This window comes from Ralstonia mannitolilytica, assembly GCF_000954135.1.
Taxonomy (GTDB): domain Bacteria; phylum Pseudomonadota; class Gammaproteobacteria; order Burkholderiales; family Burkholderiaceae; genus Ralstonia; species Ralstonia mannitolilytica.
Map to the genome: position 1 here is coordinate 1,259,816 of NZ_CP010799.1, position 26,018 is coordinate 1,285,833.

General features: G+C 67.0%; 19 protein-coding genes and 1 pseudogene. 10 read left to right on the plus strand and 10 right to left on the minus strand.

Annotated elements, in window-relative coordinates; translation table 11 throughout:
* The first annotated feature begins 5 nt into the window (after positions 1–5).
* On the plus strand, positions 6–1,535 hold the full coding sequence (gene tnpC / locus TK49_RS06035; protein WP_009238807.1) for an IS66 family transposase: 1,530 nt from the start codon (positions 6–8) through the stop codon (positions 1,533–1,535).
* A 30-nt stretch (positions 1,536–1,565) separates the two neighbouring features.
* On the opposite strand, the pseudogene TK49_RS24030 reads toward tnpC, so the two are convergent.
* Positions 1,566–2,717: pseudogene (locus TK49_RS24030) on the minus strand (M20 aminoacylase family protein); the annotation flags it as partial.
* Positions 2,718–2,984: 267 nt separating this feature from the next.
* Here TK49_RS24030 and argE point away from each other — a divergent pair.
* On the plus strand, positions 2,985–4,181 hold the full coding sequence (gene argE, locus TK49_RS06050) for an acetylornithine deacetylase (RefSeq protein ID WP_045785902.1): 1,197 nt from the start codon (positions 2,985–2,987) through the stop codon (positions 4,179–4,181).
* Positions 4,182–4,284: 103 nt separating this feature from the next.
* Here argE and TK49_RS06055 read toward each other — a convergent pair whose 3' ends face one another.
* The 4 genes from TK49_RS06055 to ptsP form a co-directional block, all read right to left on the minus strand.
* The gene (locus TK49_RS06055) at positions 4,285–5,439 is read right to left on the minus strand and encodes an ABC transporter substrate-binding protein (RefSeq protein WP_045785903.1); all 1,155 of its coding nucleotides are present in this window, start codon (positions 5,437–5,439) and stop codon (positions 4,285–4,287) included.
* 128 nt (positions 5,440–5,567) lie between these two features.
* A complete protein-coding gene (locus TK49_RS06060; protein ID WP_045785904.1) occupies positions 5,568–7,274 on the minus strand; it encodes a PTS fructose transporter subunit IIC in 1,707 nt (568 codons plus the stop codon).
* A 35-nt stretch (positions 7,275–7,309) separates the two neighbouring features.
* A complete protein-coding gene (gene pfkB, locus TK49_RS06065) occupies positions 7,310–8,260 on the minus strand; it encodes a 1-phosphofructokinase (RefSeq protein WP_045785905.1) in 951 nt (316 codons plus the stop codon).
* On the minus strand, positions 8,257–10,800 hold the full coding sequence (gene ptsP / locus TK49_RS06070) for a phosphoenolpyruvate--protein phosphotransferase (protein WP_045785906.1): 2,544 nt from the start codon (positions 10,798–10,800) through the stop codon (positions 8,257–8,259). The genes pfkB and ptsP overlap by 4 nt, the downstream gene beginning before the upstream one ends.
* 224 nt (positions 10,801–11,024) lie before the next feature.
* Between ptsP and TK49_RS06075 the strand changes: the two genes are divergently transcribed.
* From TK49_RS06075 to TK49_RS06090, 4 genes are all read left to right on the plus strand, one after another.
* Positions 11,025–12,014, plus strand: a complete 990-nt coding sequence (locus TK49_RS06075) for a LacI family DNA-binding transcriptional regulator (protein ID WP_045787771.1) — start codon at positions 11,025–11,027, stop codon at positions 12,012–12,014.
* A gap of 84 nt (positions 12,015–12,098) precedes the next feature.
* Positions 12,099–14,195, plus strand: a complete 2,097-nt coding sequence (locus TK49_RS06080; protein WP_045785907.1) for a molybdopterin-containing oxidoreductase family protein — start codon at positions 12,099–12,101, stop codon at positions 14,193–14,195.
* 8 nt (positions 14,196–14,203) lie between these two features.
* Entirely contained in the window at positions 14,204–15,304 is a 1,101-nt protein-coding gene (locus tag TK49_RS06085; RefSeq protein ID WP_045785908.1) for an aminopeptidase, read from the plus strand.
* Between the two features lie 150 nt (positions 15,305–15,454).
* Complete coding sequence (locus TK49_RS06090) at positions 15,455–17,164, plus strand: long-chain fatty acid--CoA ligase (RefSeq protein WP_045785909.1); 1,710 nt, start codon at positions 15,455–15,457, stop codon at positions 17,162–17,164.
* Between the two features lie 60 nt (positions 17,165–17,224).
* On the opposite strand, the gene trhA is transcribed toward TK49_RS06090, so the two are convergent.
* Positions 17,225–17,842 carry a PAQR family membrane homeostasis protein TrhA gene (gene trhA, locus TK49_RS06095; protein WP_045785910.1) on the minus strand — a complete coding sequence of 206 codons (618 nt, stop codon included), beginning with the start codon at positions 17,840–17,842 and terminating at the stop codon, positions 17,225–17,227.
* 102 nt (positions 17,843–17,944) lie between these two features.
* Positions 17,945–18,862, minus strand: coding sequence for a LysR family transcriptional regulator (locus TK49_RS06100; RefSeq protein ID WP_045785911.1), 918 nt, complete (start codon positions 18,860–18,862; stop codon positions 17,945–17,947).
* An 87-nt stretch (positions 18,863–18,949) separates the two neighbouring features.
* Between TK49_RS06100 and TK49_RS06105 the strand changes: the two genes are divergently transcribed.
* The gene (locus TK49_RS06105; protein ID WP_045785912.1) at positions 18,950–19,477 is read left to right on the plus strand and encodes a DMT family transporter; all 528 of its coding nucleotides are present in this window, start codon (positions 18,950–18,952) and stop codon (positions 19,475–19,477) included.
* Here the strand turns inward: TK49_RS06105 and TK49_RS06110 are convergent, their stop codons facing one another.
* The 3 genes from TK49_RS06110 to TK49_RS06120 form a co-directional block, all read right to left on the minus strand.
* Complete coding sequence (locus tag TK49_RS06110) at positions 19,478–20,794, minus strand: MFS transporter (protein ID WP_045785913.1); 1,317 nt, start codon at positions 20,792–20,794, stop codon at positions 19,478–19,480.
* A gap of 87 nt (positions 20,795–20,881) precedes the next feature.
* Positions 20,882–21,907: a tripartite tricarboxylate transporter substrate binding protein gene (locus TK49_RS06115; RefSeq protein WP_045785914.1), complete on the minus strand. Its 1,026-nt coding sequence runs from the start codon at positions 21,905–21,907 to the stop codon at positions 20,882–20,884.
* A 121-nt stretch (positions 21,908–22,028) separates the two neighbouring features.
* Positions 22,029–23,207: a porin gene (locus TK49_RS06120; RefSeq protein WP_045785915.1), complete on the minus strand. Its 1,179-nt coding sequence runs from the start codon at positions 23,205–23,207 to the stop codon at positions 22,029–22,031.
* 379 nt (positions 23,208–23,586) lie between these two features.
* Here TK49_RS06120 and coq7 point away from each other — a divergent pair, with 379 nt between their 5' ends.
* The 3 genes from coq7 to rsmH all read left to right on the plus strand — a co-directional run bounded on the left by coq7 (position 23,587) and on the right by rsmH (position 25,995).
* Complete coding sequence (coq7, locus tag TK49_RS06125; protein WP_045787772.1) at positions 23,587–24,228, plus strand: 2-polyprenyl-3-methyl-6-methoxy-1,4-benzoquinone monooxygenase; 642 nt, start codon at positions 23,587–23,589, stop codon at positions 24,226–24,228.
* A gap of 369 nt (positions 24,229–24,597) precedes the next feature.
* Positions 24,598–25,026 (plus strand): division/cell wall cluster transcriptional repressor MraZ, encoded by a 429-nt coding sequence (gene mraZ / locus TK49_RS06130; RefSeq protein WP_045785916.1) that lies wholly within the window; start codon positions 24,598–24,600, stop codon positions 25,024–25,026.
* Positions 25,027–25,035: 9 nt separating this feature from the next.
* Positions 25,036–25,995, plus strand: a complete 960-nt coding sequence (gene rsmH, locus TK49_RS06135) for a 16S rRNA (cytosine(1402)-N(4))-methyltransferase RsmH (protein ID WP_045785917.1) — start codon at positions 25,036–25,038, stop codon at positions 25,993–25,995.
* Positions 25,996–26,018: the final 23 nt, after the last annotated feature.

Consider the following 26,018-nt stretch of genomic DNA (forward strand, 5'->3'; position numbering starts at 1 on the left):
GCCGCATGAACCTACCCACCAACCTCGATGCCCTGAGCCCGGACGAACTGCGCACACTGGCTGCGCAGTTGATGGCCCAGGTCGGCGAGAAGGACCGGGAGTTGCGGTACCGGCAAGCCAAGATCGACCAGCTCACACACGAGCTGGCCATCCACAAGCGCTGGAAGTTCGGCAAGCGCAGCGAGCAACTGACATCTGAACAGGCGAGTCTGCTGGACGAAGCCATTGACGCAGACCTCGAGGCGATTGAGACCGAACTGGAAGCGCTCCTGCCGTCGTCCAAATCTGAAGCCAAGAGCAAGCCCAAGCGCCAGGCATTGCCGCCGCAGTTGCCGCGCACCGACATCCACCACGAGCCGGACGCAGAGACCTGCACCTGTGGGTGTGCGCTCAAGCGCATTGGCGAAGACATCAGCGAGAAGCTGGACTACACGCCGGGCACGTTCACCGTGGAGCGTCACATCCGCGGCAAATGGGTGTGCGATCAGTGTGAGACGCTGGTGCAGACGCCGGTGCCACCCCACGTCATCGACAAAGGCATCCCGACGGCCGGACTGCTGGCACATACGCTGGTGTCCAAGTTCGGCGACCACCTTCCCCTGTATCGGCAGGAGCGCATCTATGCGCGCGCCGGTCTGGCCATCCCGCAATCGACACTGGGCGCGTGGGTGGGCATCTGTGGCGTGCGTCTGCAACCGCTGGTGGACGCCCTGCAAGAAGAGGTTCTGAGCCACGGTGTTCTGCACGCCGACGAAACGCCAGTGCAGATGCTCGCGCCCGGCAATGGCAAGACGCACCGCGCCTACCTGTGGGCCTATGCGCCGAGCGAGTTCGAGAAGATGCGCGCGGTGATTTACCAGTTTGCGCCCAGCCGCAGCGGCGAGCACGCTCGCGCGTTCCTGGGGCAGTGGCAAGGCAAGCTGGTATGTGATGACTTCGCCGGCTACAAGGCCAGCTTCGACGGTGGCGTCACTGAGATCGGTTGCATGGCCCATTCGCGGCGCAAGTTCTTTGAACTGCACGACAAGCACAAGAGCGAATTGGCGGGCCAGGCACTGCGCTACATGGTGAGCTTGTACGAGATCGAGGCGCAAGTGCGGGATGCTGAGCCAGACCAGCGCCTGGCAGCGCGGCAACAAAGGGCTGGCCCGATTCTAGAGCGGCTGCACGCCTGGCTCGAGGAACAGCGACGCCGCGTCCCAGACGGCTCGGCGATCGCGCGGGCCATTGACTACAGCCTCAAGCGGTGGCCGGCTCTCGTGCGTTACCTCGACGACCCGACGGTGCCCATCGACAACAACCACGTCGAGCGACAGATCCGGCCGGTTGCCCTGGGTCGCTCCAATTGGTTGTTTGCAGGCTCACTGCGCGCCGGTCAACGCGCGGCTGCCGTCATGAGCCTGATCCAATCGGCCAAGCTCAACGGGCACGATCCCTACGCCTATCTGAAAGACGTCCTCACGCGACTGCCGACCCACAAGGCGGCCGACATCGCCGAACTGCTCCCGCATCGCTGGACGCCCAGCGCCACCTAGCTGGCAAGACGGGTTCACCGGGTGCTTACAATACGTCGCACCCAGCGGCAGCAGCTCGTCGTTAAAGTCGTAACTCGGGTTGTGCAGCATGCACGGACCCACCCCATGGCCCTGCTCTCGGTGATCCCCGTCACCGTTGCCGATGAACGCAAAACACCCAGGCCTCTCCTGCAGCATGAACGAAAAATCCTCCGCACCCAACGTCGGGTCGATTGTGGCGTCTACATTGTCTGCTCCGACGAGCTCACGCATGACTTCTGCCGCGAACTGCGTTTCGGCCTCCGTGTTCACCGTGGGGGGATAGTTGCGGTGGAAGACGAAGTCCACGGTGCAATCGTATGCGGCGGCGATCGCCTTGGAGACCTCTTCCATCCGACGCTCGATCAAGTCGAGGACGTCGGTCGAGAACGTGCGCACCGTGCCGCCAATCCATGCTTCGTTCGGGATGATGTTGGTCGCGTCGCCGGCATGGAATTGCGTTACCGACAGAACCGCGGTGTCGATGGGGCGCTTGTTGCGCGTGATGATGCCCTGCAGCCCGGATACCACCTGAGCGCCAACAAACACCGGGTCGTTGCCATTGTGCGGAAGCGCCGCATGCGCTCCTTTGCCCTTGATGGTGATACGGAATTCGTTGCTCGACGCCATCAGTGCGCCGACGCGCGTGCCAAATGCTCCGACGGGCACGCCAGGCCAGTTATGCATGCCGAAGACTGCGTCGCAGGGGAAGCGTTCGAACAGGCCGTCCTTGATCATTTCGCGTGCGCCGCCACCACCTTCTTCGGCGGGCTGAAAGATCAGGTGCACCGTCCCTTTGAAGTTGCGGTGTTTCGCCAGGTAACGGGCGGCGCCCAGGAGCATGGCCGTGTGGCCATCGTGTCCGCACGCGTGCATTTTCCCTTCATGCCTGGAGCGATGTTCGAACTGGTTCGCCTCGGCCAGGGGCAGGGCGTCCATGTCGGCGCGCAAGCCGATGCTCTTGCCGTCGCCGTTGCGGATGACCCCGACGAGCCCCGTCTTGCCAAGGCCGCGGTGCACCTCGATGCCCCATTCCGTCAGCTTGGCGGCGACGAGGTCGGCGGTGCGTCGCTCTTCAAAGCACAATTCGGGATGCGCGTGGATGTCGCGTCGCAGCGCCTGGATTTCAGGCTGCGCAGCTTGGATTTCTGGAATCAGCTTCATGGGATGCGCGTGTTCTAAGTGAAAGTTCGCAATCACATCGATGATACGCCGAAGGACAGATCCCGGCCGGCCATCGGCTGATCGCATGGGCCATGGAAGCTTTGCGCGCGCGGCTCCGCACGGGCAACAGAGGCGCGGTGTGCGGCGATCCGGCCGAAGGGCCTACACTGGGGCCTGCGAGCCCGGCACCGTAGGCCTTTCGATGCCGTCCGTCCCTTGCTGACGCGATCCCGCTTGCCGCAGATGAACGAATGACCCCAGTCCGCCATGTCCGCACACGCCATCCCCGCACCGCCGTCCGACGAAGTCCTGCAGTTGGTCCGTACTCTCGTTGCATTCGACACCGTCAGCCGGCATTCGAATCTCGGCCTCATCGAATGGGTGCGCGACCGCCTGCGTGCCCAGGGTGCGGAGTGCCGCCTCACGTATGACGCCACCGGCGGCAAGGCGAACCTGTTTGCCACGCTGTCGCCGGGGCGCAAGCCGGGGCTGGTGCTGTCGGGGCATACCGACGTGGTGCCGGTCGACGGCCAGGCCTGGGACACGGATCCGTTCGACGCGCAGATTCGCGACGGCCGCATGTACGGACGCGGCACCGCCGACATGAAGAGCTTCATTGCCGTTGCACTGGCACATGTGCCGGCCTTCATGGCGGCCGAGGGCGACGCCAGCTTCCACCTGTCGCTGTCGTATGACGAAGAGATCGGCTGCGTGGGTGTACGCAGTCTGTTGCGCGACCTCGAGGCCAACGGCATTCAGCCCGCGGGTTGCATCGTTGGCGAACCCACGTCGATGCGTGCCATCGTCGCGCACAAGGGTAAGCGCGCGTACCGCTGCTGCGTGCGCGGCAAGGAAGCGCATTCGGCACTGACGCCGCAGGGTGTGAACGCCATCGAGTTCGCCGCACTGCTGATCGCGCATATCCGCACCCTTGCCGCGCGTCTTGCGGCAGAAGAAGCGCGCGACACCGACTTCGTCGTACCGCACACCACGCTGAATACCGGCACGATCCATGGCGGCATCGCCAGCAATGTCGTGCCGCGCGATTGCGAATTCACGTTCGACTTCCGCTATCTGCCGGGCACGGATCCGGATTGGCTCTTCAGCGAGATCGAGCGGTACGCGCAGCACACGCTCCTGCCGCAGATGCGCGAGATCGCTCAGGACGCCGACATCCGCTTCGCCATGGAGGCCAACACGCCGGGCCTGTCCATCGCGCCGACGCACGAGCTCGTGGCACTGGCCCAGGCGCTGGCCGACAGCCGCGGCGTGGTGGGCAAGGTCGACTACGGCACCGAAGCCGGCCTGTTCTCACGCGCCGGCATCCCGACGGTGGTCTGCGGCCCCGGCAATATCGAACAGGCGCACAAGCCCAACGAATACATCGAGCTTGCGCAGATCGCCCAGTGCGAGGCATTCATGCGGCGCCTGGCGCAACAGCAGCCACACCCGCAGCCGGCGTAACGCGGCTGCCAAAGCGCGGCTCGCCACCCTCTCAAGCCGCCAGGCGCACGCATGAAAAAACCGGGCACGCAGCCCGGTTTTCATGGCAAAAGATGCCGTCAACTCAGCGAATCACCTGTCCATTCGAATTGATGATCGTCATCTCGACGAACTTCGAGCCGACGTGGTTGGACGGCGAGAAGTTGACATTGAAGCCGCCCAGATCATAGTTGCCCATCGACTCGAGCGCGGTGATGAGCTTCTCACGCGTGAGGTCGCGGCCCGCGCGCTTCAGCCCTTCCACGAGGGCGCGTGCAGCGACGTAGCCTTCCATGCTGCCGTAGTCGAAATCGGTGATGCCTTCCGCCTTGAGCAGCTTCTGGTAGTCGCGCACCAGCGGCGACGCGCCGCTATACGGGTACGGCATTACCTGCGAGATGACCACGCCGCCGCCGGCCTTGCCCAGCGCATTGGCCAGCGCCTTGGTGCCGACGAACGACACGTTGTAGAACTGTCCCGCGTAACCCTGCTCCTGCGCGGCCTTCACCAGCGCGGCCACCGTCTGGTATGCGCTCACGGCGACGATGGCATCGGGCTTTTGCGCCAGCACGGTGCCGAGCGCGCCTTTCACGTCGGTCGTGTTGCGCACCACGCTGGCCTGCGCGACGAGCGACACGCCCTGGTTCGCTGGCAGCTTCAATGCACGTTGCACCCCGTCCAGCCCGGCCTTGCCGTAGGCATCGTCGTTGTAGACCACGGCGATGCGCTTCAAGCCCGTGGTGTGAATCTGCTGAACGATGGCAGCGGTCTCGTCGTTGTAGCTCGCACGCATGTGGAAGACGTTGCGCGCGAACGGCTCGCGCAGCGCCATGGCACCGGAGTACGGCGCGAAGAACGGCACGCCCGCCGGATTGGCAATCTTGAGGGCCGCCAGGCTGGTCGGCGTGCCGACATAGCCGAACAGGGCGAACACCTTGGTGTCGTCGATCAGCGTCTTCGTGTTGCGTGCGGTGGCGTCGGGCTCGTAAAAGTCGTCGAGCACCTTCAGCTCGATCTTGCGGCCATTGACGCCGCCCGCCGCATTGACGGCATTGAAGTACAGCTTGGCGCCCCGGTTCATCTGCTGGCCGAGCTGGGCGGCCGGGCCGCTCAGTGGCACAGATTGCCCGATGAGGATGGTGTCGTTTGTGACGCCGGTTTCTGCGTGTGCAGCGGCGGCCAGCCCCATGGCGCCCGCCGCGAACATCGCCAGCAGCCCGGTGAATCTGCGTGCCTGCATGCTCTCCCCCCGAAGAGATTGGTTTGCCCGGCATCATAGCCAAACGGGCGGGGCAGGCAAACAGGATCGGCTCGGACTGTGGCAGTTTTGATGGTTTTTGAGACAGGCACCCCCGTGCGGTGCGGTGCTCAGGCCGCCTGCGCCGGCACGCGCCGCTTCAGGATGGCCAGCAGCCCCGCAGTGACGAGCGTACCCGCCACCAGCGCAACCATATAGCCGCCCAGGTGCGTGACGGCATTCGGGATCGGCAGCACAAAGGCGCCCCCATGCGGCACGCGCAATTCCACCCCGAACCACATCGACAGCGCACCCGCGCAGGCCGATCCCGCCACCAGCGCCGGAATGACGCGTAGCGGGTCGCGTGCGGCATACGGGATCGCGCCCTCGCTGATGAAGGCCAGGCCGAGCACCGCCGTGGCGCGTGCCGCCTGGCGCTCGTCGCCGGTAAAGCGCGAAGGGAAGAGCCATGCGGCCAGCGCAATGCCAAGGGGCGGCGTCATGCCGGCTGCCATGGTGGCCGCCATCGGCGTGTAGACCTGCGCGCCGATCAGCCCCGTGCTGAATGCGTACGCGGCCTTGTTGATGGGGCCGCCCATGTCGAAGGCCATCATGCCGCCGAGCAGCGCCCCCAGCGGCACCGCATTGGCGCCCTGCATGCCGCGCAGCCACGTTGTGAGCGACGTCAACAGCGCTGCCACCGGCGCACCGACCACGTACAGCATCACGAGGCCGGTGACCAGGCAACCGAGCACCGGCAGGATCAGCACCGGCTTCAGCCCCTCCAGGTTGCGCGGCAGCTTCAGCCAACGGTTCAGGGCCTCGGTGCCGTAACCGGCTACGAAGCCCGCCACGATACCGCCCAGGAAACCCGCGCCCAGGCTGGCGGCCAGCATGCCCCCGACCATGCCCGGCGCAATGCCCGGCCGGCTGGCGATCGAATAGCCGATGTAGCCCGCCAGCACCGGCACCATCAGCGCAAACGCCGATCTGGCGCCGATCTGGAACAGCGCACCGCCGAGCGTGCCGCGCGCTGCGTCTTCCGTCACGTAGATGCCGCCGAGGGCAAAGGCCAGCGCGATCAGGATGCCGCCCGCCACCACGAACGGCAGCATGAAGGACACGCCGGTCATCAGGTGCTTGTAAGGGCCGGTGCGCTCGGCGGCCGGCGCGGCTGCAGCCTGCGCTGCGGCGGGCGCTTCGACGGTGGCCTCGCTGAGCGCCCGGCGGATCAGCCCCGGGCCATCGTGGATGGCCGCCTTGGTGCCCGCCCGAAAGAGCGGCTTGCCGGCGAAGCGCGACAGGTCGACCTGCGTATCCGCCGCGATGAGTACGAGGTCCGCGCGTGCGATCGCATCGGCGGACAGCGTGTTCTGCGCGCCCACCGAGCCTTGCGTTTCGACATGGATCGCGTGGCCGAGCTCAGCGGCCGCCTGCGTGAGTGCCTCCGCCGCCATGAAAGTGTGGGCGATACCTGTCGGGCACGACGTGATGGCGACGATCCGCTTCGGTTCCGCATCGGCCGCGGGCGCGGCGGGCGCACTCCCCATCATGCGATCCAGCACGGCGCGCGCGTTGTCGAGCACCTCGTCGAGCGTGACTTCGATCGTCCGCGGATTGGCCTGGCGCGCGGCGGTGTCGGGCGACACGCCGGCCCACACGACGGCATCGGCGGTGGCCAGCACGGAGGTGTTGACGACGGAGGCGGTGTCCGGCGCGCGCACGTCCACGTCGAGCTTGCAGCCGGTTTCGCGCGCGGCGTGCCGCAGCGCTGCACCGGCGAGCATGGCGCGGGTGGTGCGGCCGTCCGCGCCGAGAATTGCCAACAGGTTTGCCATGGTCGGCTCCTTGATGATGTTGACCGCGCGCGGGCTCAGGCCACGCGCTGCATGCGTACGACGGCAGCCCGCTGGCGCACGTGCTCGGGCGGTGGCAGATTTGGCCCGAGGCGCTGGAGCTTGCACGCGGCAAACGCTACGGACAGGCGCACGGTGTCTTCCAAGCTTGCGCCGGCATGCCAGCCGGCCAGCACGCCCGCCACCATGGCATCGCCCGCGCCTACGGTACTGGCGGCGCGCACGGGCGGCAGGCTCGCTTGCCACGTGCCCTCGGCGGTGACGAACAGCGCGCCGTCTTCACCCAGCGAGACGATCACCTGCGCGACGCCGCGCGCGTGGATTCCGCGCGCTGCCTCCACCACGTCCTGCAGCGTGGGCAATGGCGCGCCGGCCCACACCTCGAGCTCATGCCGGTTCGGCTTGACGGCTGTCGGCAGCGCGTGGCGCGGAGCTGCCAGCGCCAGTGCGAGCGGTGCGCCGCTGGTATCGAGCAGTGTCCGGACGCCGCGCGCGTTCAACGGCGCCAGCAGTTGCACGTACGTATCGGCCGGCAGGCCGCCGGGCAGGCTGCCGCATAGCGCCACGCCGGCCACGTCGGTCATCGCATCGATGCGCTTGCATAGCGCATCCAGGTCCAGCGCGGTGGCGGCGATGCCGGGCAGGTTGATATCGGTGGTCTGCCCATCCGCGGCGTCGCTGATCTTGATGTTGGTGCGGTTGCTGCCCTGCACACGGTAGAAGCTGTCGACGATGTGCTTGCGGGCGAACAGCGCTTCGAACAGCTCGGCATTGTCCTGGCCGAGCAGGCCGGTGGCCACCACGGGCACCTGCCAGTCGGCCAGGCAGCCGGCCACGTTGACGCCCTTGCCGCCGGCCTGGTGCGTGACACTGCGGCCCAGGTTGACGCGGCCGCGTTCGAGCCTGTCCAGCCCGACCGTCATGTCGATGGCGGGATTGAGCGTGACGGTGACGATGCGCGTAGTCATGCTGTGGCCAACTCCTTGCCGTTCGCGGCCACGGCGAGGGCGCTTTCCAGCGTGCGCACCTCCTGCGCCGACGCGCACGCCAGCGCGCGGCCCGCCAGCTCGGCGAGTGCGGAGCGTTCTGCTGCACGCAGTCGCGCCTTCACGGCGGGAATGTCGCGCGGGCTCATCGACAGCTCATTCACGCCGAGCCCCGCTAGCAGCAGCGCGCCAAACGGATCGCCCGCCAGGCCGCCGCACACGCCCACCCAGCGGTGGTGGCGTGTGGCGCCTTGTACCGTTTGCTGAATCAGTCGAAGCACGGCCGGGTGCAGGCTGTCGGCCTCGGCGGCGAGGTCGGGATGCTGGCGGTCGATGGCCAGCGTGTATTGCGTGAGGTCGTTCGTGCCGATGGAGAAGAAGTCCACGTGTTCGGCCAGCCGGTCGGCCAGCAGCGCGGCGGCCGGGACCTCGACCATGATGCCGAGCGGCACCGCCGGCGCGCCCACTTCGGCGCGGATGCGCTCGCACGCCGCGCGCACGGCCATCACTTCGTCCATCGACGTGATCATCGGGAACATGATCGACAGCGCGTTGCCGCTGCCGGCATCGCGTGCGGCGCGATAGAGTGCGCGCAATTGCGGCTCCATGAGGTCGGGCCGGCGCAGCAGCAGGCGTGCGCCGCGCACGCCGAGGAACGGGTTGTCTTCCGTGGGCAGGTTCAGATGCGGCACCTGCTTGTCGCCGCCGATGTCCAGCGTGCGCACGATCAGCGGCCGGCCGTCGAGCGCCTCGAGCATGTCTGCGTAGACGGCGTACTGGGTGTCTTCGTCGGGTGTGTGGTCGCGTTCGAGGAAGAGGAATTCGGTGCGCATCAGGCCGACGCCCTCCGCGCCGAGCGTGATGGCCTCGGCGGCCTGCGCGGGCAGGTTGACGTTGGCGGCGATCTCGACGGTGTAGCCGTCGCGTGTGCGCGCCGGGAGGCTGCGCTCGGTCTGCTCGCGCTGCGCCCGAGCGGCTTCTTCGTCCAGCCAGCGGCGCGCGCTGGCGATGCTGGCCACATCCGGGTCGAGCACCAGCCGGCCGCCCGTGCCGTCGACGATGGCTTGCGTGCCGGGCGCCACATCGAGCACTGCCGGGCCTGCAGCCACCACGGCGGGAATGCCGAGCGTGCGCGTGAGGATGGCTGTATGCGACGTCGGCCCGCCTTGCGCGGTGACGATGCCGAGGATGCGGCGTGTGTCCAGCGCAGCGGTGTCCGATGGCGACAGATCTGCCGCCACGAGAATGCAAGGCGTGTCGGGCAGCGTTTGCGCCGCCTTGCGCAGCGACGGATCGAGATGCCCCAGCACGCGCCGGCCCACGTCGCGCAGGTCGGCTGCGCGCGCGGCCAGCAGCGGATTGCCCAGCGCCGCGAGCCGCTCGGCCAGCCGCTCCACGGCGTGATGCCACGACCACGCCACGCCGTGGCCTTCGACCATCGCCTGGCAGGTCAGCGTCATGAGGTCGGTGTCGCCCAGCAGTTCCGCTTGCGCCTTGAAGATGCCGGCCTCGGCCTCGCCCAGGCGGGCGGCGGTGTCTTGCGCGAGTGCGGCAAGTTCGGCGCGCGTGTCGGCGAGCGCCTTGTCGAGCAGGTCGCCGCCCGTGGTGAGCGCGACCGGGTGGTCGGGCACGGCCGCCGCGCCATGCTGCAGCACGTGGACGGGGCCGATCGCGAGGCCCGGGCTTGCTCCAATGCCGCCGATGGCGGGCAAGGCGACCTCGGCTTGCCAACCGTGTGCGCTCTGGCGCGTGCGGGCGGCTTGAGCGTCACGCACGGCCTGCGCGCGTTCCTGCGCGACAAGGCCGCGAATGGTCTGTTGCAGGGCGTCGAGCGCGGCGCCGGCATCCGGGCCTTCCGCTGACAGCGTCAGCTTGGCGCCCGCCGCCAGCCCCAGTTGCAGAAGCGCGACGAGGTTCTTGGCGTCCGCCGTCTCGTCCCCGTGGCGGACTTGGATGCGTGCCGCAAACCGGCGTGCGGTCTCCACCCACTGGGCGGCGGGGCGGGCATGCAGGCCGCTCGGGTACTCCAGGGTGAGGGCGCGCTGCTCGGCCAGGTCCGTGCCGGGGGCGCTCGCCGCCTGGGCGGGCGCATCGCTGGACAGCGCGGCGACGATGTCCTCGGCGTCCTGCGTGGTGAAGAGCTGGCGCAGGCGTGCATCGTCATTGAGCAGGCGGGTGAGGCGGCGCAGCAGCACGATGTGCTCGTCCGACTGCGCTGCGATGGCGAAGACCAGGTGCGTCGTCTGCCCTGGGTGCCACTCCAGCCCGTCGGGAAACTGCAGTACGGCAATGCCCGTCTGGCGGATGAGGTGGCGGTCTTCGCCCATGCCGTGCGGAATGGCCACGCCGTGGCCGAGGAAGGTGTTGGCGACGGTTTCGCGGCGCAGCAGGCTGTCAATGTAGGCGGGGTCGATGCAGCCTGAGTCGGCCAGCAATTGCCCGGCGGCGCGGATGGCGCCTTCCTTGTTGGTGGCGCGTTGCTGCAGGCGGATGCGTTCAGCGCAGATGAGGGCGGTAGCCATGCGGCGGGGTCTCCTGCGGGCGGCCGCGCGGGAGGAGGCAGGCGCGGCTAGGCGTGTCGTTGATGTGGTCGCATTGAAATCGATTACAGTGAGGGTGTCAATGTGCAATGCGGCGCAAAGTGACGTGTATCCCGCTGTTTACGGGGTTTCCCCTGAGGAAGCGTCGCATTGGTGGCGCGGCCGGCTTTGGCTATCATGACGCTTTCTTTGGAAACGATTTCAGCATGACGGTTCGGATCAAGGACGTAGCGGCGGCGGCGGGCGTGTCGGTGGCGACGGTGTCGCGTGCGCTGGCCGGCGGCCCCGTGAGCGCGGAGCTGCGCCGGCGTGTCGATGCGGCGGTGGCCGCGTCGGGGTATCGGCCCAACCTGTCGGCGCGGCGGCTGCGCTCGCAGCAGGCGCAGACCGTCGGGCTGATCGTGTCGGACATCCGCAACCCGTTCTTCACCAGCGTCAGCCGTGCGGTGGAGGATGCAGCGTACGCGGCGGGCCTGCGCGTGATCCTGTGCAATTCCGATGAAGACCCCGACAAAGAGGCGATGTACCTGCGACTGATGGAGGAGGAGCGCGTGACCGGCGTGATTCTCTCGCCCACGCGCGGCATTGCGGAGGCGCCGCGGCCGGTCGAACTCGGCTACCCCGTCGTGCTGATCGACCGTGCCGGGCCCGCGTGCGGCACCGATGCCGTCGTGCTCGACAACCAGCAGGCGGCGCAGGCGCTGGCAGACCACCTTGCCGCGCAGGGCTATCGCCGCATCGGCGGGCTCTTTGGCCGCACCAGCAGCACGGGCGCCGAACGCCAGGCCGGCTTTGCCGCCGCGCTCGCCCGCCACGGCGTGAGCGCCGAAGCACGCTTCATCCTGCCCACCGCGGAAGCCGCCGAGACCGAAACGCTGGCGTGGCTCTCCAGCGGCGAGCGGCCCGACGCCCTCGTCGCAAGCAACGCGCAATCGCTGCTGGGCGTGCTGCGTGCGCTGCGCCGGCTGTCGCTCGAGGTGCCGCGCGACATTGCAGTCGCCGGCTTCGACAACGAGCCGTGGACGGAACTGGCCGGCCCGGGCATCACCGTGATCGAGCAGCCGGTCTACGACATCGGCCGCATGGCCATGGCGATGCTGCAAGGCCGCCTCGCAGACAGCACCTTGCCGGCGCGGCGGGTCCTGCTGACCGGGCGCCTGGTCCCGCGCGGTTCGACGCCGCTGCGCCCGACGTAGCGCGCGATTACAATTTCCGGATCATCGCAGCCGCGCAGGTGCCTGTAGACGCAAGCGGCCGCCACCCCACTCCGGAGTCTCCCGATGTCCACCCAAGTGATCCGTGCCGCCTGCCCGCACGACTGCCCCGACACCTGCGCCTTGCTCGTCACCGTGGAGGACGGCCGCGCCACCCGCGTGCAGGGCGACCCGGACCACCCGACCACCGCCGGCGTGCTCTGTACGAAGGTCAACCGTTACACCGAGCGCACGTATCACCCGAACCGCCTGCTCTCGCCGATGAAGCGCGTCGGCGCGAAGGGCGAGGGCAAGTTCGCGCCCATCACGTGGGACGAGGCTCTCGACACCATCGCCAGCCGTCTCGGCGAGATCGCCTCGCGCAATCCCGAAGCGATCGTCCCGTACAGCTATGCCGGCACGATGGGCCTCGTGCAGGGCGAAAGCATGGCGGCGCGCTTCTTCCACAAGCTGGGGGCATCGCTGCTAGATCGCACGATCTGCGCATCGGCCGGCGCGACGGCGCTGCGCTATACGTATGGCGCGAGCCTCGGCATGGACATCGAGCACGTGCAGGATGCCAAGCTGATCCTGATCTGGGGCGCCAATCCCATCGCCTCGAACCTGCATTTCTGGACGCGCGCGCAGGAAGCCAAGCGGCGTGGGGCGACGCTGGTGGCGATTGATCCGTATCGCTCGCTGACGGCCGAGAAATGCCATCGCCACCTGGCCGTGCGTCCGGGCACCGATGCGGCGCTGGCCATGGCGATGATCCACGTGCTGATCCGCGACGACCTGCTGGACCACGATTACATCGCCAACCACACGCTCGGCTTCGAGGCGCTGCGCGAGCGCGCCCGGCAGTACACGCCGGACTACGCTGCCACGCTGTGCGGCATCGACGCCGCGGACATCGAATGGCTGGCCAAGCTGTACGGCACGACCGTCGTGCGCGACCGGCAGCCGGCGGCCATCCGCCTGAACTATGGCATGCAGCGCGCCCATGGCGGCGGGCAGGGCGTGCGTGCGGTGGCGTGCCTGCCATCGCTGGTGGGGGCGTGGCGCGATGCGGCGGGCGGGCTGCAACTGTCGACGTCGGGCTTCTTCCCGATCGATAACGCGAAGCTGCAGCGCCCCGATCTGCTCCCGGGCTGGCCCAAGTTGCCGCGCACCATCAACATGAGCACCATCGGCGATGCGCTGCTGCATCCTGGCGATGCATCGTTCGGCCCGAAGGTGGAGGCGGTGGTCGTCTACAACAGCAATCCCGTGGCGGTGGCGCCGGATTCGCGCAAGGTCGCGGCCGGCTTTGCGCGCGAAGACCTCTTTACCGTGGTGCTGGAGCACTTCCAGACCGACACCGCCGATTACGCCGACATCCTGCTGCCCGCCACCACACAGCTCGAGCACGTAGACGTGCACAAGGCGTACGGCCACACCTACGTGCTGGCGAACAACGCCGCCATTGCGCCGGTGGGGCAGGCGCTGCCGAACACCGAGATCTTCCGCCGGCTTGCGCAACGCATGGGCTTTACCGAGGCGTGCTTTGCCGATTCCGATGACGAGATCGCGGCCCAGGCCGTGCGCCGCGACGATCCTGCCGCCGCGCACATCGACTGGGAAACGCTCAAGCGCGAGGGCTGGCAGAAGCTCGCGCATCCGGCCGCGCCGCTCGCGCGAGGCGGTTACCGCACGCCGTCGGGCCGCTGTGAGTTCTATTCCGAGCAGATGGCCAAGGACGGCCTGGACCCGCTGCCCGGCTACGTGCCGCCGCACGAATCGGCCATCAGCACGCCTGAGCTGGCGAAGCGCTATCCGCTCTCCATGATCTCGCCGCCGGCGCGCAACTTCCTGAACTCCACCTTCGTCAACGTCGACAGCCTGCGCAGCACCGAAGGCGAGCCGCATCTCGACATCCATCCCGACGATGCCCTGCCGCGCGGCGTGGTGGATGGCGGACTGGTCCGCATCTTCAACGACCGCGGCGCCATGCAGGCGCGTGCCCGCGTGACGGACCGCGCCCGCCGCGGCGTGGTGGTCGGCCTGTCGATCTGGTGGAAGAAGCTCGCGCCCGACGGCACCAATGCCAACGAAGTCACCAGCCAGCGCCTGACCGACATGGGCCGCGCACCGACCTTCTACGACTGCCTGGTGGAGGTCGCACCGGCGGCGCAGACGGCCTGAGGACGGCCATGCGGAGGGCCCGCGGGCTGTGTCTGGCGTTGTCCCTGGCGGGCACTGCGTTGCTGGCCGGTTGCGACGCGGTCGGCTATTACTATCAGTCGGTTGCCGGGCATCTCTCGCTGATGGCGCAGCGCGAGTCCATCGACAAGGCCATCGAAGATGCCCGCGCGGCGCACAACGACAAGCTCGCCAGGCGCCTCGAGGATGCCCGCAGCATCCGCATCTACGCGTCGCGCGAGCTGGCGCTGCCCGATAACGGCAGCTACCGCGTCTACGCCAACCTCAAGCGCCCGTTCGCGGTGTGGAACGTTTTTGCGGCGCCGGAGCTGTCGGTCAAGCTCAAGGAGTGGTGCTTCCTCATCGTCGGCTGCGTGACCTACCGCGGCTATTACGACCGCAGCGCCGCCCTGGCCTATGCCGACACGCTGCGCGCCGAAGGTCTGGACGTGGACGTGGCCGGCATTCCTGCGTATTCCACACTGGGTTATTTCGACGACCCGCTGCTCAACACCTTCGTCGGCCTGCCCGAAGGCGAGCTGGCGCGGCTGATCTTCCACGAGCTCGCCCACCAGGTGGCCTACGCCAAGGGCGACACCGCCTTCAACGAATCGTTTGCCACCACCGTCGAGACGATCGGCGTCGAGCGCTGGCTGGCCGATGCGGCAACGCCGGAAATTCGCGCGGAATACGCCGTTTACGATGCCCGCCGCGTACAATTCCGCGCCCTGCTGCTGGCGTACCGCAGCCGGCTCGAAAAGCTGTACGCGAGCCCCGTCTCCGATGACGAGAAGCGCGCCGGCAAGCGTGCCACCTTTGCCAGCCTGCAGGCAGATTACGCCAAGCTGAAGGCAAGCTGGGGCGGCTATACCGGCTACGACCGCTGGTTCGCGCAGCCGCTGTCGAACGCCCATCTGGGCGCGGTGGCGAGCTATCTGGAGTGGGTGCCCGCGTTCACGGCGCTGTATCACCGCGATGGCGGAGACTGGGCGCGCTTCTATGCCGACGTGAAAGCCCTGGCGCGCGAACCCAAACCAGCGCGCGAGGCCGTGCTGCGGAGCCTTGCCCCTCCAGCGTCGCCGGAGGCGGATGGCACCCCTTTGCAAAAGTGATGCCGGCGGCGGTCGGTGCACCCGTTTCGAGCATGCCGGACCGCCCGAGGGAATCGTCTAAGTTATTGTTTTGACACACACATCCGCGTACGATGCGGAAAAAATCGAACGATCATTCGAAAAAATCGACAATCGCCAGGAGACACGCCCATGGATAAACCGTGGCTGAAGCAGTACCCCCCCGGGGTGCCGGCCGAGATCGACGCATCGCAGTACCGATCGCTGGCCCATCTGCTTGAGGATTCTTTCCAGAAGAACCGCAACCGCCGTGCATTCGAATGCATGGGCAAGGTGCTGACCTACGGCGAGCTCGATACGCTGTCGCGCCAACTGGCGGCGTGGCTGCAGTCGCGCGGCCTGGGACCGGGCGCGCGCGTCGCGCTGATGATGCCGAACGTGCTGCAGTACCCCGTGGCGCTGGCCGCCGTGCTGCGTGCCGGCTATGTGGTCGTCAACGTCAATCCGCTTTACACCCCGCGCGAACTGGAACACCAGCTCAAGGACAGCGGTGCCGAAGCGATCATCATCCTGGAGAACTTCGCGACGACGCTGCAGCAGGTGCTGCCGAACACGCCGGTCAAGCACATCGTTGTGGCCAGCATGGGCGACATGCTCGGCGGGCTGAAGGGCATGCTCGTCAATTTCGTCGTGCGCAGCGTCAAGAAGATGGTGCCGGCGTGGGAGCTGCCCAACTGCATCCGCTTCAACGCCGCCCTGCAGGAGGGCGCCAGGCAGACGCTCAAGCCCACGTCGGTCGGCCCCGACGACATCGCCTTCCTGCAGTACACGGGCGGCACCACCGGTGTGTCGAAGGGCGCGACGCTGCTGCACCGGAACATCGTCGCCAACGTGCTGCAGTCCGAGGCGTGGATGAACCCGGCGCTCACCAAGCCGGGCCGCGACGGCCGCATGCTGGGACCGGACGAAGAGATCATCACCATCACGGCGCTGCCGCTGTATCACATCTTCGCGCTCACGGTGTGCTGCCTGCTGTCGATGCGCAAGGGCGGACTGGCCGTGCTGATCCCGAACCCGCGCGACATCCCGGGCTTCATCAAGGTGCTCAAGCAGTACCGCTTCCACATGTTCCCGGCCGTGAACACGCTGTACAACGCGCTGCTGAACCATCCCGACTTCAAGAACGTCGACTGCTCCAACCTGCGCGTGGCCAACGGCGGCGGCATGGCGGTGCAGGAAGCTGTGGCCAAGAAGTGGCTCGAGGTGACGGGCTGCCCGATCATCGAAGGCTACGGCCTGTCGGAAACCTCGCCGTCGGCCATCTGCAACCCGACCAATACCGACACGTTTTCCGGCACGGTCGGCTTGCCGATCCCGGGCACCGAGGTCGCCATCCGTGACGACGAGGGCCACGATCTGCCGATCGGGCAGGCGGGCGAAATCTGCATCCGCGGCCCGCAGGTCATGGCCGGCTACTGGAAGCGCCCCGACGAGACCGCCAAGGTCATGTACGCCGACGGCTTCTTCAAGACCGGCGACGTGGGCGTGATGGACGAGCGCGGCTACACCAAGATCGTCGATCGCAAGAAGGACATGATCCTGGTGTCCGGCTTCAACGTGTACCCGAACGAGATCGAAGGCGTGGTGGCGATGTGCCCGGGCGTGCTGGAAGTCGCCGCCGTGGGCGTGCCCGATGTGCACTCGGGCGAGGTCGTGAAGCTGTTTGTCGTTCGCCGCGATCCGACGCTGACCGAAGAGAAGCTGCAGGAGTTCTGCAAGGAACAGCTCACCGGTTACAAGCGGCCGAAGTTCATCGAGTTCCGCAATGAGCTGCCGAAGACGAATGTCGGCAAGATCCTGCGCCGAGAGTTGCGGGACGAAGCGATGAAGAAGCGCGCGTGAGTCTGCGTTGCCGTCAAGAAAAAGCCGCGAGGAATCGCGGCTTTTTCTTGTGCGGGCAGATCACCCCACGTACAGGAGAATGCTCACGAACTGGCATGCACTGCCCGCCAGCACGAACAAGTGCCAGATGCCATGGAAGTGCTTCACCTTCTCGTCAAAGAGAAAAAACCCGACGCCCGCGGTATAGAACGCTCCACCCGCGACCACCCACCACAGGCCGGGCGCAGGCAGTGCGGCCATCAACGGCCCCATGGCGATCAGTACCAGCCATCCCATCACCACGTAGATCACCAGCGACAGAACGCGCGTGCGACGGCCGATCCAGAGCTCCTGCGCAATGCCGACGGCCGCCAGGGCCCAGTTGACGCCGAACAGCGTCCACCCCCACGGGCCGCGCAGCGTCACCAGTGCAAACGGCGTGTAGCTGCCGGCGATCAGCAGGTAGATGGCGCAATGGTCCAGGCGCTGCAAGACGCCCTTGGCCGGGCCGCGCAGGCTGTGATACAGCGTGGAGATGGTGTAGAGCAGGACCAGCGTGGTGCCGTAGACGACCGAGCTGACCACCTTCCACGCATCGTGGTGCAGCGCCGAGGATGTCACCAGCACCGCCATGCCCGCAGCGGCAAGGATGGCTCCGGCGAGGTGGCTGAAGCCGTTGAAACGTTCTCCGTGATACATGCGCGGATCTCCGGAAAGGCTCGGTGTGGGTGTGCGTTTTCGCGAGTGCAGACGCCGCATTTTCGCATGGGGTAGCGGCCAGGGCAGGCAGGCGCGTTCGAATCAGGAAGGCGCAGGTGCCCGCACAACGTCGGCAATCACGCCACGCAGCCACTGATGCGCCGGATCGTTCTGCCGCCGCGGGTGCCACAGATGCCCGAACGCAAATGGCTCGATCGGAAACGGTGCGGCAAACACACGCAGCCGCGCATCGCCGTCGAGCCGATCGAGATTGCGCCGCGCAACGGTGAGGACGAGGTCCGTTCCCGCAATCACCTCATTGGCCACGCCCCAGTGCGGCAGGGTGATCGCGATGCGTCGTGTGTGTCCGAGCCTGGCCAGCGCGCGATCGATTTCGTTGTCGACGCCGCCGCGCATGGCGACCAGCGCGTGCGGGCGCGCAAGCCATGCCTCCAGGGTCAATGTGCCGCAGGCCGGCAACGTGGATGCATCCGCCGCACAGGCGAAAGTGTCGGTGAACAGCGTCTGCGCCAGGAGTTCGGACGGCGGCGATGGAAAGACGCCGAGTGCCAGGTCCACCTCGCCGTCGAGCACCTGCAACTGCATCATCTCGCGCGTCGATTGCGTGACCACCAGGTCGATGCCGGGCGCTTCGGCGCGCAGGCGCCGCATCAGCCCAGGCAGCACGGTGCGCGCGCCGTAATCGGACATCACCAGCCGGAACACGCGCTGCGCTTCGGATGCGTCGAAAGCGGGCGGGGCCAGCAGCGCGCCGAGCTGCGCCAGCACGTCCTCGAGCGGCTGCGAGAGCTCGCGCGCCCGCGCCGTCAACTCGAGCTTGCCGCCGCGGCGCACCAGCAGCGGGTCGCCAAACAGCGCACGCAGATGCGCCAGCGCATGGCTGACCGCGGGCTGGCTCTTGTGCAGCCGCACGGCCGCGCGCGAGATATGGCGTTCGGTCATCAGCGCGTGGAGGGTCACGAGCAGGTTGAGGTCAACACGCTGCAGAGGATTCGTCATGCGAATAATGGTAATGCGTCATTCGAATTTCCATTCGCGCTATTCATAAAGGAACATTGGCAGCAAGACAACTTCCGGAGTGGAGCGATGACGAATCCGCTGTCTTTTTCTGCGATGGGGCTGGCGCTGGTGGCGTTGGTGGCCGGCGCGCTCGTGCCGTTCCAGGCCGGCAGCAATGCGGTCCTGGGTCGGGCGCTTGGTCATCCGCTGTGGGCGACGGTGGTGTCGCTGCTGGTGAGCCTCCTGATGGTGGTGCCCGTGCTGATTGCGCTGCGTGCGCCGGCGCCGCTGCTCGCGCAAGCGGCGCGCCTGCCGCTGTGGGCGTGGTTCGGCGGTGTCGCGGGCGTGATCTACCTGACGGCTGCGCTCATGCTCACGCCCAGGCTGGGTGCGACCACGTTCATCGTCAGCGTGATTGCGGGGCAGATGCTCACCTCGCTGCTGATCGACCATTTCGGCCTCGTGGGGCTGCCGGTCAAGCCCGTCAATGTGGGCCGCATTGCCGGCGTGGCGCTGATCTGCGCGGGGATGCTGCTGGTGCAGTGGTTCACGCAGGCGCAGCCCGCGCCGGCCGGCAACGCTGCCAGCGCGGCGCGGGCGCGGTCTTCGCCCTGATTACATCAGCCGCGCATCGCGCGTCTCTCGCATGCAGAGCACGCCGCACAGGCTGACCACCGCAGCCGCCGATACATACATCCCGACCCAACTGAGCCCGCCCTGTTCGGCCAGCTTCTGCGCGATATACGGCGCAATCGATGCACCGAGAATGCCGCCCAGGTTGTACGAGACGCCTGCGCCCGTGTAGCGCACGTTGGTCGGGAACAGCTCCGGCAGCAGCGCGCCCATCGGCGCGAAGGTCACGCCCATCAGGAACAGCTCGATGATCAGGAAGAGCGCCACCAGGGGCGTCTGGCCGCTGCCGAGCAGCGGTGCCATCGTGAAGCCCGACAGAATGGCCGCGATGATGCCGACGATCAGCACCGGTTTGCGCCCGAAGCGGTCCGACGCCCACGCCGACAGCGGCGTCGCCAGCCCCATGAACACCACCGCCAGGCACAGCAGCCCCAGGAAGCTCGGCCGCGAGAAATGCAGCGTGCCCACGCCGTACGACAGCGAAAACACCGTCGAGATGTAGAACAGCGTGTAGCAGACCACCATGGCCAGCGCGCCCAGCAGCGTCGGCCACCAGTGGTGCGCCAGCAGCGTGGCGACCGGCACCTTCACACGTTCCTGGCGGTCGATGGCGGCCTGGAATGCGGGCGTCTCGGCGATCTTCAGGCGCACGTACAGGCCCAGCGCCACGAGCACCGCGCTGACGAGGAAGGGAATGCGCCAGCCCCAGCTGCGGAACTGCTCGTCCGACAGTGCAAGCGCCAGCCCGAAGAACAGCCCGTTCGATGCCAGGAAGCCCACCGACGGCCCCAGCTGCGGAAACATGCCGAACCAGGCGCGCTTGCCCTGCGGCGCGTTCTCGGTGGCCAGCAGCGCCGCGCCGCCCCATTCGCCGCCCAGGCCGATGCCCTGGCCAAAGCGCAGAATGCACAGCAGGACAGGCGCCAGCGTGCCGATGCTGTCATAGCCCGGCACCAGCCCGATCAGCGTGGTGGAAATGCCCATCACCAGCAGCGACGCCACGAGCGTGGATTTGCGCCCGATCCGGTCACCGAAGTGGCCGAACAGGAACGAGCCGATCGGCCGTGCGATGAACGCGATCCCGAACGTGACGAAGGCCGACAGCGCTTGCGCCGTGGCCGATCCGTGCGGGAAGAACACGGGCCCGATCACCAGCGCCGCGGCCGTGGCGTAGACGTAGAAATCGTAGAACTCGATGGCCGTGCCGATGAAGCTCGCAAAGACGATGCGCGAGCGGCTGGCGTCCGTGGCTGGATCGGCGGCGGGCGCCACCATGGCGGAGGAAGTCGAAGAGGACATGCGGGTCTCCCGGGGACGTTGTGTTGTTGTCGTTATGAAGGCCGCCCATTGTGCGCGCGGCGGGCGGGGTGCTCAATCGCTGCGCGGTCAATCCACCTTTGCGCCCGAGGCCTTCACGACCGCGGCCCACTTCGCCGTCTCGGCACGGATGTGCGCGGCGAACTGCTCCGGCGTGTCGCCCACGGGCTCGGCGCCCTGCGCTTCGAGCTTCTCCTTGATGGCGGGGCTCGCCAGCGATTTCGCCACCGCCTGCTGGATGCGCGACACGATGGCCGGCGGCGTGCCGGCTGGCGCCAGCAGCCCGAACCACGAGCTGGCCTCGTATTGCGGCAGGCCGGCGGCCTGCGCGACGGTCGGCACGCCGGGCAGCGCCGGCGACGGTTTGGCGCTCGTGACGGCCAGCGCCTTCAGCTTGCCGCCCTTGATCTGCGGCATGGCCGAGGGCAGGTTGTCGAACATCAGGTCCATCGTGCCGCCGATCAGATCGGTCAGCGCCGGACCGCTGCCCTTGTACGGCACGTGGACCATGCTCGTGCCCGTCTGCGTCTTGAACAGCTCGCCGGCCAGATGGATCGACGTTCCGTTACCCGACGACGCCATGTTCAGCTTGCCCGGATTGGCCTTCGCGTAGTCGATGAGGTCCTTCACCGAGTTGATCTTGTTCTTCTGCGCAAAGGCCGGGTTGACCACGAGCACGTTCGGCACGGAGGCCACCAGCGTGATCGGCGCAAAGTCCTTGATCGGATCGAAACCCAGCCGCACGCCGTTCTGCGAGTACAGGGTCTGGTTGATGGCGTGCGTGCCCACCGTGCCCATCAGCAGCGTGTAGCCGTCGGGCGCGGCCTTGGCCACGAGCGTCGAGCCGATGTTGCCGCCCGCACCGGGCCGGTTGTCGACGATGACGTTCCAGCCGGCGCCGCGCGTGAGTTCTGCCGCGACGGCGCGCGCCAGGATGTCGGTCGTGCCGCCCGGCGTGAACGGTACGACGATGGTGATCGGCTTGGCCGGATACGGCGGGGTTTGCGCTGCCGCCGGCAACGCGATGGCGCCGGCAGCAGCACCGGCAAAGGCTGCGCGCAGCAAGGCACGGCGCAGCGTGCAAGGCACGGTCATGTCTCCTCCGATGATGTTTTTGTGTCGGCACAGCATAGCGCGCGGCCATGCAAAAAGGCACCCGAAGGTGCCTTCCTGCGCCCGCCAAGGAGAGGGGCGGCGGGCAACAACACAGTGCGCGTCAGAACTTGTGACGCAGGCCGATCGCCACGCCGACCTGGCTGTCCGAGTTCGGCGTGATGAAGTACGTCTGCGATGCGGCCGGCAGGTAGCCCACCGACGTCTGCGCGCCCGTCGCCGGGTTCGTCACATAGCCGATCGAATCCCAGTTCAGCGACGCATTGCGTGCATACGCGGCGCTCAGGTACACGTCGGTGCGCTTCGAGAAGTTGTAGTCGGCGATGAACTGCCACTGCTGCGGGTTACGCGGGTTGACCGTGGCGCCGCCGATGGTCGCTTCCTTGATGTTGTCGTAGTAGTACGCCAGCGTCAGGCCCAGGGCCGGCGTCACCTGGTAGTTCACGCCCGCCCAGTAATAGTCGTCGCGGTGCGGCAGCAGCGCCAGCGTGGCGCCAGACGAAGCCGTGTCGGTCTTGCCGTAGCGATAGCCGCCCATGACCTTGACCGGGCCCACCGTGTAGCTCGCGGCGATGGCGGCGCGCTTGTCCTTGGCGTACTCGTTGCCGGGGCCGCCCAGGGCTTCGGCTGCCGTCAGCACCTTCACTTCGTCATAGGCGATCCCCACGCCGAACGGGCCGGCAAAGTAGTTGGCGCCAACCCCGTACGCCGAGTTGGCGGTCTGGCTGCCGGCGCGCTCGCCAAACGACCAGTGGCCTTCCACGGTCAGCGGGCCGAATGCGCCGGTGTACTTGATGACATTGTCTTCGCGGAAGTTCGGGCCCAGCTGGCCGACCACCGGCTCATACTGCGTGGCGTAACCGGTCGGCGAGAAGTTCGCCATCATGTCGAAGATCGTGGTGTATTGCCGGCCCAGCGTGATCTTGCCCCAGTTGCCCTGCAAGCCGACAAACGCCTGCCGCCCGAACAGGCGCCCGCCCTGCTGCAGCGTGCCGGTGTCCATGCCGTAGCCCGACTCCAGCACGAACAGACCCTTGAGACCGCCGCCGATGTCTTCAACGCCGCGCAAGCCCCAGCGATTGGAAGACAGCCCGCCGGCCTGCATCGCCAGGCGCGAACCGCTGCTGCCCGGGATGACCACCCCCGCAGCCGTCACGGCTTGCGCGTGGTTGACGTACTCAACGTTGGCGTCGACCACGCCGTACAGCGTCACACTCGACTGAGCCTGCGCAACACCCGCAAATGTGCCCAGCACTGCCAATGCCAGCAGCGATTTCTTCATCGGTCGGTCTCCAGAATCTTATTTATTGAATTCGGTGGCAGGCAGACCCTCCGTTCTTGTCTTCCCGCCCCATGACTTTCAAGCGAAGTCGCTGACTAATGTAGCAACCCGTTGCAGGCGTCGGTCGAAATTTGCGAACGAATGTTCGTAAACGCGCGTTTGCTGTCTGATCCCGGCAACAGGCTGTTTCCGAAATCGAAATAGAAGTGGCATGTGCGCCTGCAATTCCTTGCGGTTTTGGATGCGATCCGCGCGCCAGCAGGGTTATCCCGTACAGTTGTGTTTGGCCGTGTGCGGTCTGACGCAGGACAAGATGCCGGCGGATGGCCGCCTTACAATGACGCCTGCGCCGTCCGCCATTGCCGGCGGCGCTGCTCTCATGCTCGATCGCTTCCTTTCTGAATTTGACCGCGCCCTGCGCGCCGTGGCCGGCGTCACGCGGGCCAGCCGTCCCAATCCTGCCGACGCGGTCGTCGCGCCGGCCACCTCCGACGACGTGGCCAAGCTCTCCGAGGCGGACCGCCGGCATGCCGCCGGCCTCATGCGCGTGAATCATGTGGGCGAGGTCTGCGCCCAGGCGTTGTATCAAGGGCAGGCCCTGTTCGCGCGGGATCCCGCGATCCGCGCGCAACTTGATCAGGCCGCGCGCGAAGAGGAAGACCACCTCGCCTGGTGCGCCCAGCGCCTGCAGGAGCTGAACGACCGGCCCAGCCTGCTCAACCCGCTCTGGTATGCCGGTGCCTTTGCCATCGGCGCGGTGGCCGGGCGCCTGGGCGACAGGATCAGCCTCGGCTTCGTTGCCGAGACCGAACGCCAGGTCGAGCATCATCTCGACGGCCATCTCGACGCATTGCCGGACCACGACACCCGCTCGCGCGCCATCGTCGCCCAGATGCGCGATGACGAAATCCGCCACGGCGACCATGCGCGCCAGGCTGGCGGCATCGAGCTGCCGGCGCCCATCCGCCATGCGATGCGCGCCGCCTCGCGCGTCATGACGACGACCGCCTACCGCATCTGAGGCCGCGCGCGCGTTTCACGGCGCGGCGCTCCTCCGTTTATCCGACCTCGCGGCTGCGTCCTGCGTGAGCGCGCAGCGCGCGCGCCTGCGCATCGTTCTCTCACGTGGTTTCTCCATAAACCGCGCTATCTCCTTCATTTGATTGGGAAAAGTGCCGTGCGCACTCGTGCTGTGTGCGCTAAGTCATTGTTCTGATTGCAAATTTTCCGTCTCGCGGGCCGCTGCAAGCCTTGACCGTCCAAAATGGTTCCTCTAAAGTGGGAAACAGTGTCAGAAAGTGTAGTTTTGTGGTTTGAAGAGGCCGTTTTGCAGGCCATTTGACGGCAAGGTTGACGGCGAAGGCGTCGCTGTCCGGAGAGAGAATCCAACGTGTTCCAGGGTGCGTCGGCGCTGACGCTGGATGCCAAGGGGCGGATGTCCATTCCGTCGCGGCACCGCGAAGCGCTCCAGCTGCAGGCCGAGGGCCGGGTGACTGTGACCAAGCACCCGGACGGCTGCCTCATGCTGTTTCCGCGCCCAGAGTGGGAACGCTTCCGCGAGCGCATCGCCGCGCTGCCGATGGAAGCGCACTGGTGGAAGCGGATCTTCCTGGGCAGCGCCGCCGACGTGGAGCTCGACACCGCCGGCCGTGTCCTCATCACACCTGAATTGCGCACCGCGGCCGCCCTTGAGCGCGACGTGATGCTGCTCGGCATGGGCAGCCACTTCGAAATCTGGGACGCCGCCACGTACACCGCGAAGGAGCAGGCCGCCATGGCGCAAGGCATGCCCGACGCCCTCAAGAATTTCTCCTTTTGATGACGCGCGATGACAACCCAAGCCAGTACGGGACTGCGCCATCAAACGGTGCTTTTGGACGAAGCGGTCGATGCGCTGATCTGGCGCGACGACGGCATCTATATCGATGGAACCTTCGGGAGAGGCGGGCACAGCCGCCGCATCCTGGAACGGCTGGGGCCCGGCGGCAGACTCGTCGCCTTCGACAAGGACCCGGCAGCAATCACCGAAGCGGGCACCGTAGAGGATGCCCGCTTCGCTATTGAGCATGACAGCTTCGCGCAGATGGCCCAGTGCCTGGACGCGCGCGGCATTGAACGGGTGGCCGGCGTGCTGCTGGATCTGGGCATCAGCTCGCCCCAGATCGACGAAGGCGCACGTGGCTTCTCGTTCCGGATGGATGGCCCGCTCGACATGCGGATGGACACCACGCGCGGCATCACCGCAGCCCAATGGCTGGCCGAGGCCGATGAGCGCGACATTGCGAGGGTGATACGGGACTATGGGGAAGAACGGTTTGCTGTACAGATTGCAAAGGCGATTGTTGCTCGCCGGAGCGAATCCGGGACTCGAGGTCCTCTCGATCGCACATCCGAGCTTGCCGCGCTCGTGGCGCAAGCCGTCAAAACACGCGAGAAGGGCCAAGACCCTGCGACCCGCACCTTTCAAGCTTTACGGATTCACGTCAATCAAGAGCTTGCGGACCTCGAAACCGGTCTGAAGGCCGCCTTTGAACGCCTGGAACAGGGGGGACGTCTCGTCGTGATCAGCTTCCATTCGCTGGAAGACCGCATCGTCAAGCGCTTCATGCAGGCCTTGGCGCGTCCGGAGCAATCCGCCGCGCCGGAACTGCGTCGGGCGCCGCTGCGTGCGCATGAGCTGCCGGCGCCGCAGTTGCGCCTGCTCGGCCGCGTGAAGCCGTCGGAGGCCGAGGTGTCGGCCAACCCGCGGGCGCGCTCGGCCATCATGCGCGTGGCCGAGCGTTGCTGACAGCTGCTGACTCGCGGAGACCC